This window comes from Tateyamaria omphalii (genome assembly GCF_001969365.1).
In the GTDB taxonomy this organism is placed as follows: Bacteria; Pseudomonadota; Alphaproteobacteria; order Rhodobacterales; family Rhodobacteraceae; genus Tateyamaria; species Tateyamaria omphalii_A.
In genome coordinates this window covers 1532522-1547079 of sequence record NZ_CP019312.1, presented here as the reverse complement: position 1 = coordinate 1547079, position 14558 = coordinate 1532522, and the positions used below count along the sequence as shown (strand labels likewise).

Annotated in this window: 12 protein-coding genes; 5 read left to right on the top strand and 7 right to left on the bottom strand. The window is 62.5% G+C overall.

Annotation, left to right across the window (positions count from 1 at the left end):
• Positions 1-158 precede the first annotated feature (158 nt).
• Positions 159-1160: a porphobilinogen synthase gene (gene hemB / locus BWR18_RS07725; RefSeq protein WP_076627442.1), complete on the bottom strand. Its 1002-nt coding sequence runs from the start codon at positions 1158-1160 to the stop codon at positions 159-161.
• Positions 1161-1301: 141 nt separating this feature from the next.
• Here hemB and BWR18_RS07720 point away from each other — a divergent pair, with 141 nt between their 5' ends.
• Complete coding sequence (locus BWR18_RS07720) at positions 1302-1829, top strand: component of SufBCD complex (RefSeq protein ID WP_076627441.1); 528 nt, start codon at positions 1302-1304, stop codon at positions 1827-1829.
• A 57-nt stretch (positions 1830-1886) separates the two neighbouring features.
• A complete protein-coding gene (mfd, locus tag BWR18_RS07715) occupies positions 1887-5342 on the top strand; it encodes a transcription-repair coupling factor (RefSeq protein WP_076627440.1) in 3456 nt (1151 codons plus the stop codon).
• On the opposite strand, the gene BWR18_RS07710 is transcribed toward mfd, so the two are convergent.
• The 3 genes from BWR18_RS07710 to BWR18_RS07700 all read right to left on the bottom strand — a co-directional run bounded on the left by BWR18_RS07710 (position 5339) and on the right by BWR18_RS07700 (position 8844).
• Complete coding sequence (locus tag BWR18_RS07710; protein ID WP_254684953.1) at positions 5339-6550, bottom strand: multidrug effflux MFS transporter; 1212 nt, start codon at positions 6548-6550, stop codon at positions 5339-5341. The genes mfd and BWR18_RS07710 overlap by 4 nt on opposite strands.
• A 126-nt stretch (positions 6551-6676) precedes the next feature.
• The gene (locus BWR18_RS07705; protein WP_076627438.1) at positions 6677-7321 is read right to left on the bottom strand and encodes a DsbA family oxidoreductase; all 645 of its coding nucleotides are present in this window, start codon (positions 7319-7321) and stop codon (positions 6677-6679) included.
• Positions 7322-7323: 2 nt separating this feature from the next.
• Positions 7324-8844: a class I adenylate-forming enzyme family protein gene (locus BWR18_RS07700; RefSeq protein WP_076627437.1), complete on the bottom strand. Its 1521-nt coding sequence runs from the start codon at positions 8842-8844 to the stop codon at positions 7324-7326.
• A 44-nt stretch (positions 8845-8888) separates the two neighbouring features.
• Between BWR18_RS07700 and BWR18_RS07695 the strand changes: the two genes are divergently transcribed.
• Positions 8889-9512 (top strand): helix-turn-helix domain-containing protein, encoded by a 624-nt coding sequence (locus BWR18_RS07695; protein WP_076627436.1) that lies wholly within the window; start codon positions 8889-8891, stop codon positions 9510-9512.
• A gap of 5 nt (positions 9513-9517) precedes the next feature.
• On the opposite strand, the gene BWR18_RS07690 is transcribed toward BWR18_RS07695, so the two are convergent.
• The 3 genes from BWR18_RS07690 to BWR18_RS07680 form a co-directional block, all read right to left on the bottom strand.
• Positions 9518-9736 (bottom strand): hypothetical protein, encoded by a 219-nt coding sequence (locus BWR18_RS07690; protein ID WP_076627435.1) that lies wholly within the window; start codon positions 9734-9736, stop codon positions 9518-9520.
• Between the two features lie 114 nt (positions 9737-9850).
• Positions 9851-10507: an aquaporin gene (locus tag BWR18_RS07685; protein ID WP_076627434.1), complete on the bottom strand. Its 657-nt coding sequence runs from the start codon at positions 10505-10507 to the stop codon at positions 9851-9853.
• A gap of 19 nt (positions 10508-10526) precedes the next feature.
• Positions 10527-12314, bottom strand: a complete 1788-nt coding sequence (locus tag BWR18_RS07680) for an extracellular solute-binding protein (protein WP_254684952.1) — start codon at positions 12312-12314, stop codon at positions 10527-10529.
• A gap of 328 nt (positions 12315-12642) precedes the next feature.
• Between BWR18_RS07680 and BWR18_RS07675 the strand changes: the two genes are divergently transcribed.
• Both BWR18_RS07675 and BWR18_RS07670 read left to right on the top strand, forming a co-directional pair.
• On the top strand, positions 12643-13428 hold the full coding sequence (locus tag BWR18_RS07675) for a 3-hydroxybutyrate dehydrogenase (RefSeq protein WP_076627432.1): 786 nt from the start codon (positions 12643-12645) through the stop codon (positions 13426-13428).
• Between the two features lie 72 nt (positions 13429-13500).
• On the top strand, positions 13501-14532 hold the full coding sequence (locus BWR18_RS07670) for a patatin-like phospholipase family protein (protein ID WP_076627431.1): 1032 nt from the start codon (positions 13501-13503) through the stop codon (positions 14530-14532).
• Positions 14533-14558: the final 26 nt, after the last annotated feature.

Sequence of the window (14558 nt, the reverse complement as noted above, 5' to 3'; positions counted from 1 at the left end):
CGGGATTTTTTTGAACCAGAGAATGAGGAATGGTTCGCGCAGCGGCAAACGGTGGAGCGGATCAGTAAAGGCCCGGGACGGGCGTTTGCCCGCTGAACGGGCGGCATTTGAGGTTCGAATGAGTGGAGCCTTGGGCCGTCGCAGCGCCCACTTGCACGCTATCCGCCGTTCAAAATCCGCGCCGCTGCGGGGGCGAAATAGGTCAGGATGCCGTCGCAACCTGCGCGTTTGAAGGCCATCAGGCTTTCCATCATCACCCGGTCGTGGTCGACCCAGCCATTGGCGCTGGCGGCTTTGATCATCGCGTATTCGCCGGACACCTGGTAGGCGAAGGTGGGCGCGCCGAATGCGTCTTTCACCCGGCGGCAAATGTCGAGATAGGGCAGGCCGGGTTTGACCATGACCATGTCGGCCCCTTCGCTGAGGTCGCGTTCGATGAGCCGCAGCGCCTCGTCCGAGTTGCCGGGATCCATCTGGTAGGTTTTCTTGTCCCCTGTCAGCGCGCCCGATGCACCCACCGCGTCGCGGAACGGGCCGTAGAAGGCAGAGGCGTATTTGGCGGCGTAGCTGAGGATCATCACGTTCTGGTGGCCGTTGCCTTCGAGCGCGTGGCGGATTGCGCCGATGCGCCCGTCCATCATGTCGGAGGGGCCGATGATGTCTGCGCCGGCCTCGGCTTGCGCCAGCGCCATTTTCACCAGCGCCGCGACCGTGCGGTCGTTCACGATCTCGCCGTTTTCGACGAAGCCGTCATGGCCGTTGATATTGTAGGTGTCGAGTGCAACATCCGTCATGATCGCGATCTCTGGCACCGTTTTTTTGATCGCGCGGATGGCGCGGTTGGCGTGGTTGTCGGGATCCCAGGCGCCTGCGCAATCCTCGGTCCGTTCTTCGAGCCCTGTGTAAGGGAAGATGCAGATGGCGGGGATGCCCAGATCGGCGGCCTCGCGCGCGGCATCGACCACCTTGTCCACCGAGCGGCGGATGACGCCCGGCATGGAGGGGATGGGCTCTTCGATCCCTTCGCCCTCGCGCACAAACACCGGCCAGATGAAATCATCGACCGTTAGAGTATTTTGGCGGACCATGCCGCGCAGCGCGGCGCTTTGCCGTGTGCGGCGCAGGCGTGTGGCGGGAAAGGGGGCTTGGGTCGGGCGCATGGCAAAGTGTCCAGTTTGAGTGACAGTGCATGGGTGGCATGGAATTTTGCGCTTGCCAAGCCTAGGCACCGCAACGCACCCGCGCTAAGAGGGACGCCAACCGGGGCAAGATGGCCCCAGAGCAGCCGCAACGGGACAGGCGTGGACTGGTACGACACCATTTTCGAGCTGATCGACATGCGCTCGTTCTCGAACCTGTGGTTCTGGATCGCGCTGGCGGTGGTGTGGTCGACGGCCAGCCATTGGGTGCTGGGCGTGCCCTATGACATGGTGGCGCGGGCGCGGCGCCATGGCGGGCAGGCGGCTGAAGACCTCGAAGACTTGATCCGCATCAACACCAACCGGCTGCTTTACATTGGCGCGGTTTCGGGGCTGTGGCTGCTGGGCATTGCCTGTTTTCTGATGACTGGGCTGATCCTGCTGGGCTTTGTCTATGGCGTGGAGTTTGCGCAGGCCGTGTTTTTGCTGGGCTTTCCCATGAGCATCGTGGGCGCGCTGAACCTGTCCACCGCGCGGCTGATCCGGGACGAGGACGCGACCGGCGAGGCGTTGTGGCGCCGCCTGACCCGGCACCGCACCATCGTGCAGGCCATCGGGATGGTGTCGATTTTTATCACCGCGCTGTGGGGGATGTATCAAAACCTGGCTGTCGGGCCCTTCGCCGGTTGACAGTCGGGGCGAAAACGCCAAGTTACGCGTCCTTGGTCCCCGAACATCTGCTGATCCATGCCCAACGCCCAACACATCACCGTATCCGGCGCGCCCGAGGGGTTTGACGCGCGGCTGATCCTTGACGAAGTCGCCAAGGGTGGTCCCGTCTGCCATGTGGCGCGCGATGACAAGCGGCTGGCGGCCATGCAGGCGGCCTTGAGGTTCTTTGTGCCCGACATGCCGGTACTTGTGTTTCCGGGTTGGGATTGCCTGCCATACGACCGCGTATCTCCGAACGCTGATATTTCGGCCCAGCGGATGGCGACCTTGGCCGCGTTGGTGCATGGGATGCCGGAGCGGTTCATCCTGCTGACCACGCTGAATGCGGCGACACAGCGGGTGCCTGCGCGGGATCTGCTGCGCGAGGCGGCGTTTTCGGCCACTGTCGGCAGCCGGGTGGACGAGGGTGCGCTGCGGAATTTCCTTGTCCGTATGGGCTTTGTGCAGAGCCCGACGGTGATAGAACCGGGCGATTATGCCATTCGCGGGGGGATCATTGATATTTACCCACCGGGTGATCTGGGCCCTGTGCGTCTGGATCTGTTTGGCGATGTGCTGGACGGTGCGCGCCGCTTTGACCCGGCGACGCAGCGGACGACGGAAAAGCTGGATGTGATCGAACTGGCGCCGGTGTCCGAGGTGATCCTGGATGAGGCGGCGGTGACGCGGTTTCGGCAGAATTACCGCCTGGAGTTTGGGGCGGCGGGCACTGACGATCCGCTGTATGAGGCGGTAAGTGCGGGGCGCAAGCATCAGGGGGCGGAGCATTGGCTGCCGCTGTTCCATGATGGGCTTGATACGCTGTTTGACTACCTGCCCGGCGCGACCATTACGCTGGATGATCAGGTCACACCATCGCGGTTGGCGCGGTGGGAGAGCATCGAGGACCAGTACGAGACGCGGCGGATGGCGATGCAGAACCGGTCAAAGATGGACTCGGTCTACAAGCCTGCGGCCCCGGCCGGGCTGTATCTGGACGATGCGGCGTGGGAGGCGGCGGTTGAGGGCTTTCGCGTGTTGTCCTTTGCGCAGTTGCCGCAGGCGACGGGCCCCGGCGTCACGGATGCGGGTGGACGGATCGGGCGCAACTTTTCGCCCGAGCGACAACAGGAATCCATCAGCCTTTTCGGGGCCTTGGCGAGCCATGTTAAGGCGAAGATGGCGGATGGACCGGTTGTTATCGCGAGCTATTCCGAGGGTGCGCGCGAACGCCTGACCGGACTGATCGAGGATGAGGGGCTGGCGGAGGTCGTTCCCATTCCGAATGCCACGCGCGTCGGCAAGCGGGGTCTGCACCTGGCAGTCTGGGCGCTGGAGCATGGGTTCGAGGCGCCCGGCCTGACTGTGATCTCGGAGCAGGATGTGCTGGGTGATCGCCTCATTCGGCAGCCGAAGAAGAAGCGGCGGGCGGAGAACTTTCTGACCGAGACGCAGTCGCTGTCGCCGGGGGATCTGGTCGTGCATGTCGATCACGGCATTGGCCGCTATCAGGGGATGGAGGTCGTTACCGCCGCTGGGGCGGCGCATGAGTGCCTGCTGCTGGAATATGCGGAACGCTCGAAGCTTTATTTGCCGGTCGAGAATATCGAGTTGTTGTCCAGGTACGGGCATGAGGAGGGGTTGCTGGACCGCCTGGGCGGCGGCGCGTGGCAGGCCAAGAAGGCGAAGCTGAAAGAGCGCATTCGCGAGATGGCGGATCGGCTCATTCGCATTGCCGCCGAGCGCGCGCTGCGCAAGGCGCCCATTCTGGAGCCTCCGCCGGGGATGTGGGACGCGTTTTCGGCGCGCTTTCCCTATCAGGAGACGGATGATCAACTGAACGCCATCGCTGCCGTGATGGACGATCTGACCGCGGGCCAGCCGATGGACCGGCTGATCTGTGGCGACGTTGGCTTTGGCAAGACCGAGGTCGCGATGCGCGCGGCCTTTGTCGCGGCGATGTCAGGTGTGCAGGTTGCGGTGATCGCGCCCACGACGCTGTTGGCGCGGCAGCACTACAAAAGCTTTGCGGAGCGGTTTCGGGGTTTTCCAATCGAGGTGCGGCAGTTGAGCCGTTTTGTCAGCGCCAAGGATGCCGCTGCCACGCGCGATGGGATGTCGAAGGGCACGGCGGATATCGTGGTGGGCACGCATGCGCTGCTGGCCAAGGGGGTGCGGTTTCAGAACCTGGGCCTGCTCGTCATTGATGAGGAACAGAAATTCGGGGTGGGGCACAAGGAGCGGCTGAAGCAGATGCGGTCGGATGTGCATGTGCTGACGCTGACGGCGACGCCCATTCCGCGCACCTTGCAATTGAGCCTGACAGGCGTGCGCGATCTGTCGATCATCGGGACGCCGCCGGTCGACCGGTTGGCGATCCGCACTTACGTGTCCGAGTTCGACGCCGTGACCATTCGCGAGGCGCTGCTGCGCGAGCATTACCGGGGCGGGCAGTCGTTTTACGTTGTGCCACGCATCAGTGATCTGCCGGAGATCGAGGCGTTTCTGAAGGAACAGCTGCCGGAACTGAATTACGTTGTCGCCCATGGGCAGATGGCGGCGGGCGAGTTGGATGACCGCATGAATGCGTTCTACGACGGCAAGTTCGATGTGCTGCTGGCGACGACGATTGTGGAGAGCGGTCTGGATATCCCCACGGCCAACACGATGGTGGTGCACCGGGCGGACATGTTCGGTCTGGCGCAACTGTACCAGATCCGGGGCCGTGTGGGGCGGTCGAAGACGCGGGCCTATGCTTATCTAACCACGAAGCCGCGCACCAAGCTGACGGCCACGGCAGAGAAGCGGCTGCGCGTGCTGGGCTCGCTTGATACGCTTGGGGCCGGGTTTACGCTGGCCTCTCAGGACCTTGATATTCGCGGGGCCGGGAACCTGCTGGGTGAAGAGCAGTCGGGCCAGATGCGCGACGTGGGCTTTGAGCTGTACCAATCCATGCTGGAAGAGGCGATTGGCAAGATCAAGGCGGGCGAGATGGAGGGCCTGGCCGACGATGACGGGCAATGGGCGCCCCAAATCAATCTGGGCGTACCGGTGCTGATCCCCGAAGCCTACGTCCCTGACCTGGATGTCCGTCTGGGGCTTTACCGGCGCTTGTCGGACCTGACCACCAAGGTTGAGCTTGAGGGCTTTGCCGCCGAGTTGATCGACCGGTTCGGCAAACTGCCCAAGGAGGTGAACACCCTGATGCTGGTCGTGCGCATCAAGGCGATGTGCAAGCGGGCGGGCATCGCGAAGTTGGATGGCGGGCCGAAGGGCGCGACGATCCAGTTCCATAACGACAAGTTCGCCTCGCCCCAGGGGCTGGTCGAGTTCATTCAGGACCAGCGCGGTATGGCCAAGGTCAAGGACAACAAGATCGTCGTGCGCCGGGATTGGGCCAAGGACAGCGACAAGATCAAGGGCGCCTTTGCCATTGCGCGCGATCTGGCAGAGAAGGTCGTGGCGCAGAAGAAGAAGGCCAAGGCGGTTTAGGCGACTGCCTCTTCCGCCCGGCGCATCTGCTGCATCAGCACGGATGCGATGATGCAGGCGATCAGAACCGTCGCGACCAGCGCCATAGGCGTGCCGTCGAACAGAAGCCCGATGGGGGAGGCGAACGCTGCGGCGAGCACGGTGGACACGGCGCCTATGACCGATGCGGCCATGCCCGCGATGTGGCCCATCGGCTCCATCGCGATGGCGTTGAGATTTGCGACCGTAAGCCCACCCTGGAACATCACACCCCACTGCCAGAAGATGTAGAACCAGAAGAGCCCCGGCATGTCCGTGACCATCCACATGACGAACACGGTCGAGATCACCACCTGTGCCGTCAGCGCCCATGTGACCAGTCTTCGCATGCCGAAGCGGCCGACGATGGCCGCGTTCAGCAGGCTGGATACGCCCGAGGCCAGCGCAATGGCGCCGAACCACATGGGGAACGTCTCTGCCCGGTCAAAGGAGACTTCGAAGATCGGTTGCACCATGGTCAGGATGGAGAACAGGATCGTCAACATCAGGGTTTGCACATAGATCGACAGGCGGACTGTGCGGTTGCCGAACATCTGGCGCACGGCGTCCACCATCAGTGGCCAGCGCAGGGGGCGGCGGTGCTCCCTTGGCAGGGTTTCGGACACGCGGGCGCCGAACCACACCAGCAGGACCAGCGCAAAGATCAGGAAAGACGGGAAAATGGCACGCCATCCCGCAGCGTCCATGATGATCTTGCCCAGAAGCGGTGCGATGGCGGGCACCAGCAGGAACACCATCATGGTCAGCGACAGGATGCTGGCCATCGCCCGTCCGGAATACAGGTCGCGGATGATCGCAGCAGACACCACGCGCGGACCGGCCGCGCCCAGACCCTGCAGCACCCGCGCGGCGAGCATCAATTCGAGCGTGGGCGCCAACCAGCTGAGCACGGCCCCCAGCGCATAGACGGCGAGGCCCAGATAGACGACGGGCTTGCGTCCGATGGCGTCCGACAGTGGTCCGGTGAAAAAGGTGCCAGCGCCCATTCCGATCACGAAGAAAGTCATGACGAGCGCAGCTTGCGCCACACCGCCGGGTGCGATGTCGTTCGCTATTGCAGGCAGGGCCGGCAGCATTGCATCGATAGAAAACGCAATGGTCGCAAACATCATCGCCATGAGGGCGATGAACTCTGGCTTGCCCAGTCTTTGTCCCTCTGGTTTGGTCAAGGTGTACTTGGCTTTGCTCGGCTAATGTGACGCTATTGCGCAGCACATTGCCGTTGCGGATTGGGATTGGCAACGACTTAAGGTTGAAATCCGACCAATTGGTTAAATTGTGATCGTTTGTGTGGCTCAGGCTGCGCCCTGCCGCAGCTCTTGGATGACCTTTGACCAAAGCTCGGGCGGTTGGGCGCCCGGCACGGCGTGTTGATTTGCGACAATGAAGGTCGGGACAGAGCTGATTCCCATCTGACGGCTATGGGCGTCACGGGCGGCGATATCCTCTTTGTCTGCGTCAGAGGTGAGTAGGCGCAGGACCACGCTTGCATCCATGGCGATGCTGTCTGCGATATCCGCCAGCACCTCGTGATCGCCGATGTCGCGCGCATCGACGAAATAGGCTTTGAAAAGCGCGGACACGGCTGCCGTTTGCTTGCCCTCGATCCCTGCCCAGTGGATCAGCCGGTGCGCGTCCATCGTGTTGGGGGTGCGTTGCATCCCTTCGAAGTCGATCTTGAGCCCGGCCTTTTCGGCGTTTTCGACAACGGGCGCATAGGCGCTCACGGCCCCGTCCTTACCGCCGAACTTGCCTTCGAGATAGGCGCGACGGTCCATCCCTTCTTCCGGCATGTCGGGGTTCAACTGAAAGGGGTGCCATTCGATCACAAACGGGTGGTCCGGGTTCGCCTCAAGCGCGCGGTCCAGATGCGCCTTGCCGATATAGCACCAGGGGCAGATCGGATCGGACATGATGTCGAGTTTGATGGGGTCTGGCATCGTCAGGCTTTCGTTTGTTTGGGCCAGAACAGGGGCAGACGCCGCCGGACCAGCTTGCCATTTGCGCCCGTGGGCAGCACCGGCACGTGAACATAGGCGCGGGGTTGTTTGTACCGCGCCAACTTCGGCTCGACATAGGCACGCAAGCCGTCCGCGTCCAGTGGGGCCGCCGCCGTGTAGAAGGCCGCGATGATGAAAACGCCGGTCTTAACCTCAATCTGCGTGGCGCCAACCCCCGTGATACCGGGGGCGTCGGCGAGTGCTGCCTCAACCTCGATCGGAGAGACGCGGTAGCCGCCTGCGTTCATCATGTCGTCGTCGCGTCCCAAGTAGGTGATCTGCCCGTCGTCATCCATGACGCCCATGTCGCCGGTGAGGAACCAGTCGCCCCTGAACCGGGCGGCGGTGTCTTCGGGCGCGTTCAGGTATTCCCGCATCAGCCCGGGGTCCGAGCGATGGACGACGATGGTGCCCGCGGTGCCACGCCGCGTGGGTGCGCCATCGGAGAGAATGGCGATATGCCGCCCCGCTTGCGGTTGCCCGAGCGCGCCGGGTTTGGCGGGATGCGCGGGGCTGGAGGAGATGAAGGTGGAGCATTCCGACATCCCGTAGGCTTCGAAGATGTCGGTGCCGGTGGCGCTGCGCCAGGTGGTCAGCGTGTTGTCCGGCAGCTTTTCCCCGGCGCTGAGTCCGTGGCGCAGGCGGGGCAGGTCCGGCATATCGCCATGTGCGAGCATCTGGCGGTAAACACCTGGGGCTGCTGCAAAAATCGTGGCGCCGTGTTGCGCCATCAGGCTGGCAAGGGCCTCCGGTGCCGTGCCGGGCGCGGGGATCAGCGCCGTTGCCCCGACGGACCACGGGTCCATCAGCCCGGTGCCCAACGTGTAGGTCCAGTTGAACGCGCCCGCATGCATCAGCGCGTCATCGGGGCGCAGCCCGTACCAGCCCTCGTGCATCATCTGGCGTGCCCAGATGGCGCGGTGGGCGTGGGCGACGGCGCGTGGCTGGCCGGAGGTGCCGGAGGTGTAGATGATGTATCCCAGACGGTTGGGATCCCCCATGTGCCAGTCGGCGGGGGGATGGCTGCGCAGGGCGGCCAATGTGGCGGGCCCGATTTCCGGCGCGCCCGGGGCGGAGGCGACGTTGGGATCGCGCAGGATCAGACGGGGCCGCAGATCGGCGACAATCTGCGCCACCTCCGGTGCGGTCAGCGCGGCAGAGGTCGGCACCGGCACCAGCCCGACCGCCAGCGCGCCCAGATAGGCGATGGGAAAGTCGATTGTATTGCCCAGCCGCAACAGCACGATGTCGCCGGGCGCGCAGCCTGTGGCGAGCAATCCTCCGCCGGTGCCCAGGACGGCGCGTTTCAGGGCGCCGTAGGTCAGCGTGTCGGCACGCGGCCCGTCAACAACCGACACCGCGATCTTGTCCGGTATCGCGTCGGCGTGGGCGAGCACATGGGCTGCCATGTTGAACGGGTTGGGGCAGGGCGGCAGCGGCGTGCTGCGGACAACGCTTAGCAAGGGCGGCGTTGCATGGTTGAACCACGCGTCCTATAGAGGTCGCCATGCAAGGCAAAGACCCCAAAACCCTGATCCAGATCGCCCGGTCGACAGGCCGGGACGAGACCGCGGAACCGCTTGATCTGGGCGCGCGCGTGCGCGAGTTGCGCAAGGCGCGCGACTGGACGCTGGAGCAGGCGGCCAGCCAGGCCGGTTTGGCGCGCTCGACCCTGTCCAAGATCGAAAACGGGCAAATGTCGCCAACCTATGAGGCGCTCAAGAAGCTGGCCGTGGGGCTTGAGATCAGCGTGCCGCAGCTGTTCACGCCGCCGGAAAAGGGGCAGATCAACGGCCGCATGGTTGTGACCCAATCGGGGCAGGGCAACGCGCAGGCCACGGTCACGTATGAGCATGAGTTGCTGGCCGAGACGCTGACCAAAAAGCAGATGCTGCCCTACCGCGCCCGGGTGCGCGCGCGGTCGATGGACGAATTCGATGGTTGGGTGCGGCACGACGGTGAAGAGTTCCTGTATGTGCTGACCGGTGTTGCGCGTCTCTATACCGAGTTTTACGAGCCCGTCGATATGCGGCGGGGCGACAGCGCCTATTATGATGCCACGATGGGCCACAATGTCGTGTCGGTCAGTGATGAGGATGCGCTGATCCTGTGGGTCACGTCGCTCGCCTGACCGTGTCAGGCGGTGCGCAGCGCTTTGGCGTGCCGGGATAGGAAAGCGTCAAACGCCTCTTGCGCCTCTTTCAGAGACATATCATGCGTTGCGGCAAGATAGCTTTCGAACCGGTCTTGATCCGCTTTGAGAAACGGCATCGCGCTGGGTTCGAGTTTGGGGAATTCCTGGCGGAGCGCACAATAGTTTTCCGCCCAGTTGCGGGTCAGATCATTCCAGTTCATGCGTACCCCCGAGGTTGCGGCTTGTCCGATGTGCTGAACGCGTGTCCGCTTCCGCCTCCCACAGCGGGCCAGACATCCACCACTGCGCACACAATATTGCATTTTCTTGACAGATCAACCTTTGACCGCGAACAGCCGACGTAAGGTCGCGTGTGCGATACCCACAGCCACCAGTTGAATCACAATGAATGCAGGCGCGTGACCGGGGTAAATACCTGCAAACGTATCAGAAAATCCGCGTGCGATGGTGACGGCAGGGTTGGCGAAACTGGTCGAGGCGGTGAACCAATAGGCCCCTGTAATATACAGCGCGACCAGCGTTGGCACCGCCTCCGGACGGCTGCGCAATCCGCCGAAAATGACAAAAAGCAGACCAAAGGTGGCGATCCCTTCGGACCACCATTGCGCCGGTCCGGTTCTGTGCATCGTCGTCGATGCCTGTAAAATTGGCAGGTCAAACATGGCGTGCGTGGCCCAGACCCCCAACACGCCGCCCGCCACCTGCACCATCACGTAGAGCAGCGCCAGCCGCGCCGTGATCTCACCCCTCAGCCAAAATGCCAGCGTCACCGCCGGGTTGAAATGCGCGCCCGAGATCGGCCCCAGAACCGTGATGATCACATAGAGCATACAGCCCGTGGCAATCGCATTGGCGAGCAGTGCAATACCGACGTTACCACCCGCCAATGTGTCGCCCATGATGCCGGAGCCGACCACGCCGACAAGCAGCAGGGCGGTGCCCAGCCCCTCGGCCCAGAGTTTCTGGATCATTTTGACTGTCCGTTTGCCGTTAGTTCGCGTCCCACCACCAGAACTGGGGCATCCAGTCGGGCCCATCGCCATAAATCGGGATCACGTCGGGGTGCTTCATCTCTGACACATGCGCGATGCGGCCTGTGGTGAACTGCCAGAACGGGACCACATAACGACCCGCCGTCAGCAGCCGGTCGAGTGCGCGTGTTGCGGCAATGCTGTCTTCGCGGGTGGTTGCGGTCAGCATAGCGGTGATCATTGCATCAATTGCCGGGTCCTGTGCTCCCATGAGGTTGGCTGACCCTTCCTCGTCCGCGGCGGTGGAGCCCCAGTAGAACCATTGTTCGTTGCCGGGGCTCAGAGACAGGGCGCGGCGGTAATATGTCATGTCGAAATCGAACGAATCCTCGCGCGCGGTGAACTGGGCGCCATCGACCAGGTCGATGTTCACGTCGATGCCAAGCTGTTCCAGCGCCTGAATGTACAGATTGGCAATAGCGCGGTCTTCGGTCCGTTGCTGGTCCAGCAGGATTGTAAATGCCATCGCCTGCCCATCGGCATTGCGCATCTTGCCGTCTTGCGTGCTCCACCCCGCCTCTTCCAGTAGGCCAATGGCGCGGCGCAGTCCCTGTCGGTTGCGCAGCGATCCATCGCTTTCGGGCAGGGTGTATCCTTCCATCACCCCGGGCAGCAGCGTGCCGTTGAAGGGCGCCAGCAGTTCGGCCACGCGCCCCTTGGCGGCACCCGGTTCCATTGCCAGCAGCGAGTTCGAGAAGTACGAGGTGATGCGCGGTTGCGCCCCGCCGGTCAGCGTGTCGTTGATGTACTCGAAGTTGAACGCGGTGATCAGCGCCTCGCGCACCCGCCAGTCGTCAAAGGGCGCGCGGCGGGTGTTCATCACGAAGCCGGTGATGCCTGACGGCTTTTGGTGCTCCACCTCGGTTTTGACAACATCGCCGGACTGCACGCGCGGGAAATCGTATTCGCTGTTCCATGTCTCGGCGTTGAACTCGCGCCAGGCCGAAATCTCGCCTGCCTTGAACGCTTCCAGCACCACATCGCCATCGCCGTAAAAGTCTATGGTGATTTCGTCGAAATTGAACGTGCCGCGGCGAAAGTTAAGGTCCGTACCCCAGTAGTCCGGATTGCGGGTCAGGGTGACGTACCGCGCGCTTTCGTAGTCGCTCACAACGTAGGGGCCGGATCCGATGGGGACGTCATTGATAGTGGCGGCTGCGAAATCCTGCCCCTCCCACTGTGCCTTTTGCAGGATGGGGCGCATTCCGGCGAGCAGGGCGAGTTCGCGGTTCTCGGTGTTGAAGGTGAACTTGATGCTGCGCGGGCCGGTCTGTTCCAGTGTTTCGATTTGTGTCCACAGGCTGCGATAGCGCCCGTGCCCCTCGGTCCCCAACGTTTCGTACGACCACAGGACATCCTCGACCGTTACCGGGCTGCCGTCGGAAAAACGCGCCTCCTCGCGCAGCGTGAATTCGACCCAGGTCCGGTCCGGATCTGTCTCAATCGATTCGGCCAGCAGGCCATAGAGCGCGAAGGGTTCGTTGCGGCTGCGGCCCATCAGGCTTTCGTGGGTGAGAAAGCGCAGCTGCCAGGGCACGTTGCCTTTCTGGATGTAGGGATTGAGCGAATCAAAGCTGCCCGTATTGGCGAGGGTGATGGCACCGCCTGTCGGCGCATCGGGATTCGCGTGTGGAAGAGCCACAAAATCCGGTGGTAGGGCCGGGTCTCCATACATAGCTATGCCATGTTGTGGCTCTGCTTGTGCCATTGCGGCAAGGCCAACAAGACCCGCGAGAATCGCCGACATGGCGCGGTTTTTGCTGGGTCCGGTTTGGAAAAAATGCCTGCTCATTTCGTAAACAATCCTCGATCGCCCTTGTTTTGTTAACAATAGCGGCCCGGGGACACTTACGCATTATCAAACTTTTAGCTTGGACTCTTCGGGCGGGTTTGCGTATAACAAGGCCACTGCTCGATAGGTTTCTTGCCTGTATGAAACCTGCCTCAATAACTTAACGCCAGCTTCGTGCTGGCGTTTTTTTTGGCGTGTACGCAACCGATACGCGGGCAGAACCATTCCTTTCGCAGGTGCAGCATGACAGGATGCGCACAACTCTGATGAAAGGATCATCGCAATGGCTTTTGAAATCTCACTGGGCGGCAAGACGTCCGTCATCACGGGCTCGAACTCGGGCATCGGCCTGGGCATGGCATGGGAACTGGCGCGCGCCGGGGCGGATGTGGTGCTGAATTCGTTCACCGACAGCGACGAGGATCATGCCATCGCCAAGGAGATCGCGGATAAGACGGGCACCAACGCCCGCTACATCAAGGCCGACATGTCCAAGGGCGACGAATGCCGTGCGCTGATCGAACAGGCGGGCGCCTGTGACATCCTCATCAACAACGCAGGCATCCAGCACGTGGCCGGCATACCCGAGTTTCCGGTCGACAAATGGGACGCCATCATTGCCATCAACCTCAGCTCCGCCTTCCACACCACAGCGGCGGCACTGCCGATGATGCGGGATGCGGGTTGGGGCCGCGTCATCAACGTCTCCTCCGCCCACGGTCTGACGGCCTCGCCTTACAAGTCGGCCTATATCGCGGCCAAGCACGGCATTGTCGGCCTGACCAAGACAACCGCGCTCGAGACGGCAGAGGAACCGATCACCGCCAACGCGATCTGCCCGGGCTACGTGCTGACCCCACTGGTCGAAAGCCAGATCCCCGACACGATGAAGGAATACGACATGGGCCGCGAAGAGGTGATCAAGAACGTCATGCTCAAGCGTCAGCCTTCGAAGGAATTCGCCACGACCGAACAGATGGGCGGCACTGCAGTTTTCCTCTGCTCGCCCGCTGCAGATCAGATCACCGGCACAACAATCAGCGTGGACGGCGGCTGGACCGCGCTGTGATCCATCTTCATTTCGCCGAGTAAACCGCCGCCGGAGGCTCCAGGACTCTCCACCCAGACCAGAGGTCAACCCATGACGCGCAAGAAGATCAACGTGGCCCTGCAAGGGGGCGGAGCGCATGGCGCTTTCACCTGGGGTGCGCTCGATGTGCTCCTGGCCGATGACCGGATCGAGATTGCGGGCGTGTCCGGCACATCTGCAGGCGCGCTTAACGGTGCTGCCATCAAGGCGGGCCTCGCGCTCGGGGGTGAGACGGACGCGCGCGCCAACCTCGACTGGTTGTGGGACCAGGTGGCGGGGGTACAGGACATGCGCATGGCGACGTGGATGGCACCCTTTGGGCCCGCTCAAGTGTCCCAGGCGCTGGAATACTCGCTGCCTTACGCCATTGGCGATGCGGTGGGGCGCATGGTGTCGCCCTATTCTTTCGGTCCCTTCTACCGCAATCCACTCACCGATATCGTGTCCAAGTTCAACATGGAGAAAGTGTGCTGCGATGACGGCCCGCAGCTTTTCATCAACGCCACGCGCGTGCGCAACGGCAAGCTGCGCGTGTTCAGACAGGCAGAGGTGACACCGGACGTCATCATGGCATCGGCCTGTCTGCCGACGCTGTTTCAGGCCGTTGTGGTCCACGATGATGAGACCGGACAGGAGGAGGAGTTCTGGGACGGCGGCTATACCGGCAATCCCGCACTTTTCCCGCTCTTTGATACGTCGCTGCCGGATGACATCGTGGTCATCAACATCAACCCGCTGGAACGCGAACACCTGCCGCGCACGCCGCAACAGATCCAGAACCGGATCAACGAGATCAGCTTTAACTCGTCACTATTGCGCGAGATGCGGGCGATCTCATTTGTGAAACGACTGATTGATGAGGGCACGATCGAAGAGGGCCAGATGCGGCGGATCAACATGCATATGATCGCTGATGATGCGCTGATGAACGATCTGAGCGTGGCAACCAAGGTTGTGCCAAATGGCTTTGTCATGGGGCGGTTGCGCGACGCAGGTGCGCGGGCGGCACAGCAGTTTCTGGACACGCATTTTGATCGGGTCGGCACCTGCGACAGCATCAATCTGCGCGACATGTTCAGCTAAACGCCAAATTCCGACACGGATTTTTG

Bases quoted from the DNA above. Each gene is read 5' to 3' on its own strand.
- BWR18_RS07670 (WP_076627431.1), top strand. From the start codon at position 13,501: ATGACGCGCAAGAAGATCAACGTGGCCCTGCAAGGGGGCGGAGCGCAT.
- BWR18_RS07705 (WP_076627438.1), bottom strand. From the start codon at position 7,321: ATGCCAGACCCCATCAAACTCGACATCATGTCCGATCCGATCTGCCCC.
- BWR18_RS07690 (WP_076627435.1), bottom strand. From the start codon at position 9,736: ATGAACTGGAATGATCTGACCCGCAACTGGGCGGAAAACTATTGTGCG.
- hemB (WP_076627442.1), bottom strand. From the start codon at position 1,160: ATGCGCCCGACCCAAGCCCCCTTTCCCGCCACACGCCTGCGCCGCACA.
- BWR18_RS07695 (WP_076627436.1), top strand. From the start codon at position 8,889: ATGCAAGGCAAAGACCCCAAAACCCTGATCCAGATCGCCCGGTCGACA.
- BWR18_RS07675 (WP_076627432.1), top strand. From the start codon at position 12,643: ATGGCTTTTGAAATCTCACTGGGCGGCAAGACGTCCGTCATCACGGGC.
- BWR18_RS07685 (WP_076627434.1), bottom strand. From the start codon at position 10,507: ATGATCCAGAAACTCTGGGCCGAGGGGCTGGGCACCGCCCTGCTGCTT.
- BWR18_RS07680 (WP_254684952.1), bottom strand. From the start codon at position 12,314: ATGTCGGCGATTCTCGCGGGTCTTGTTGGCCTTGCCGCAATGGCACAA.
- mfd (WP_076627440.1), top strand. From the start codon at position 1,887: ATGCCCAACGCCCAACACATCACCGTATCCGGCGCGCCCGAGGGGTTT.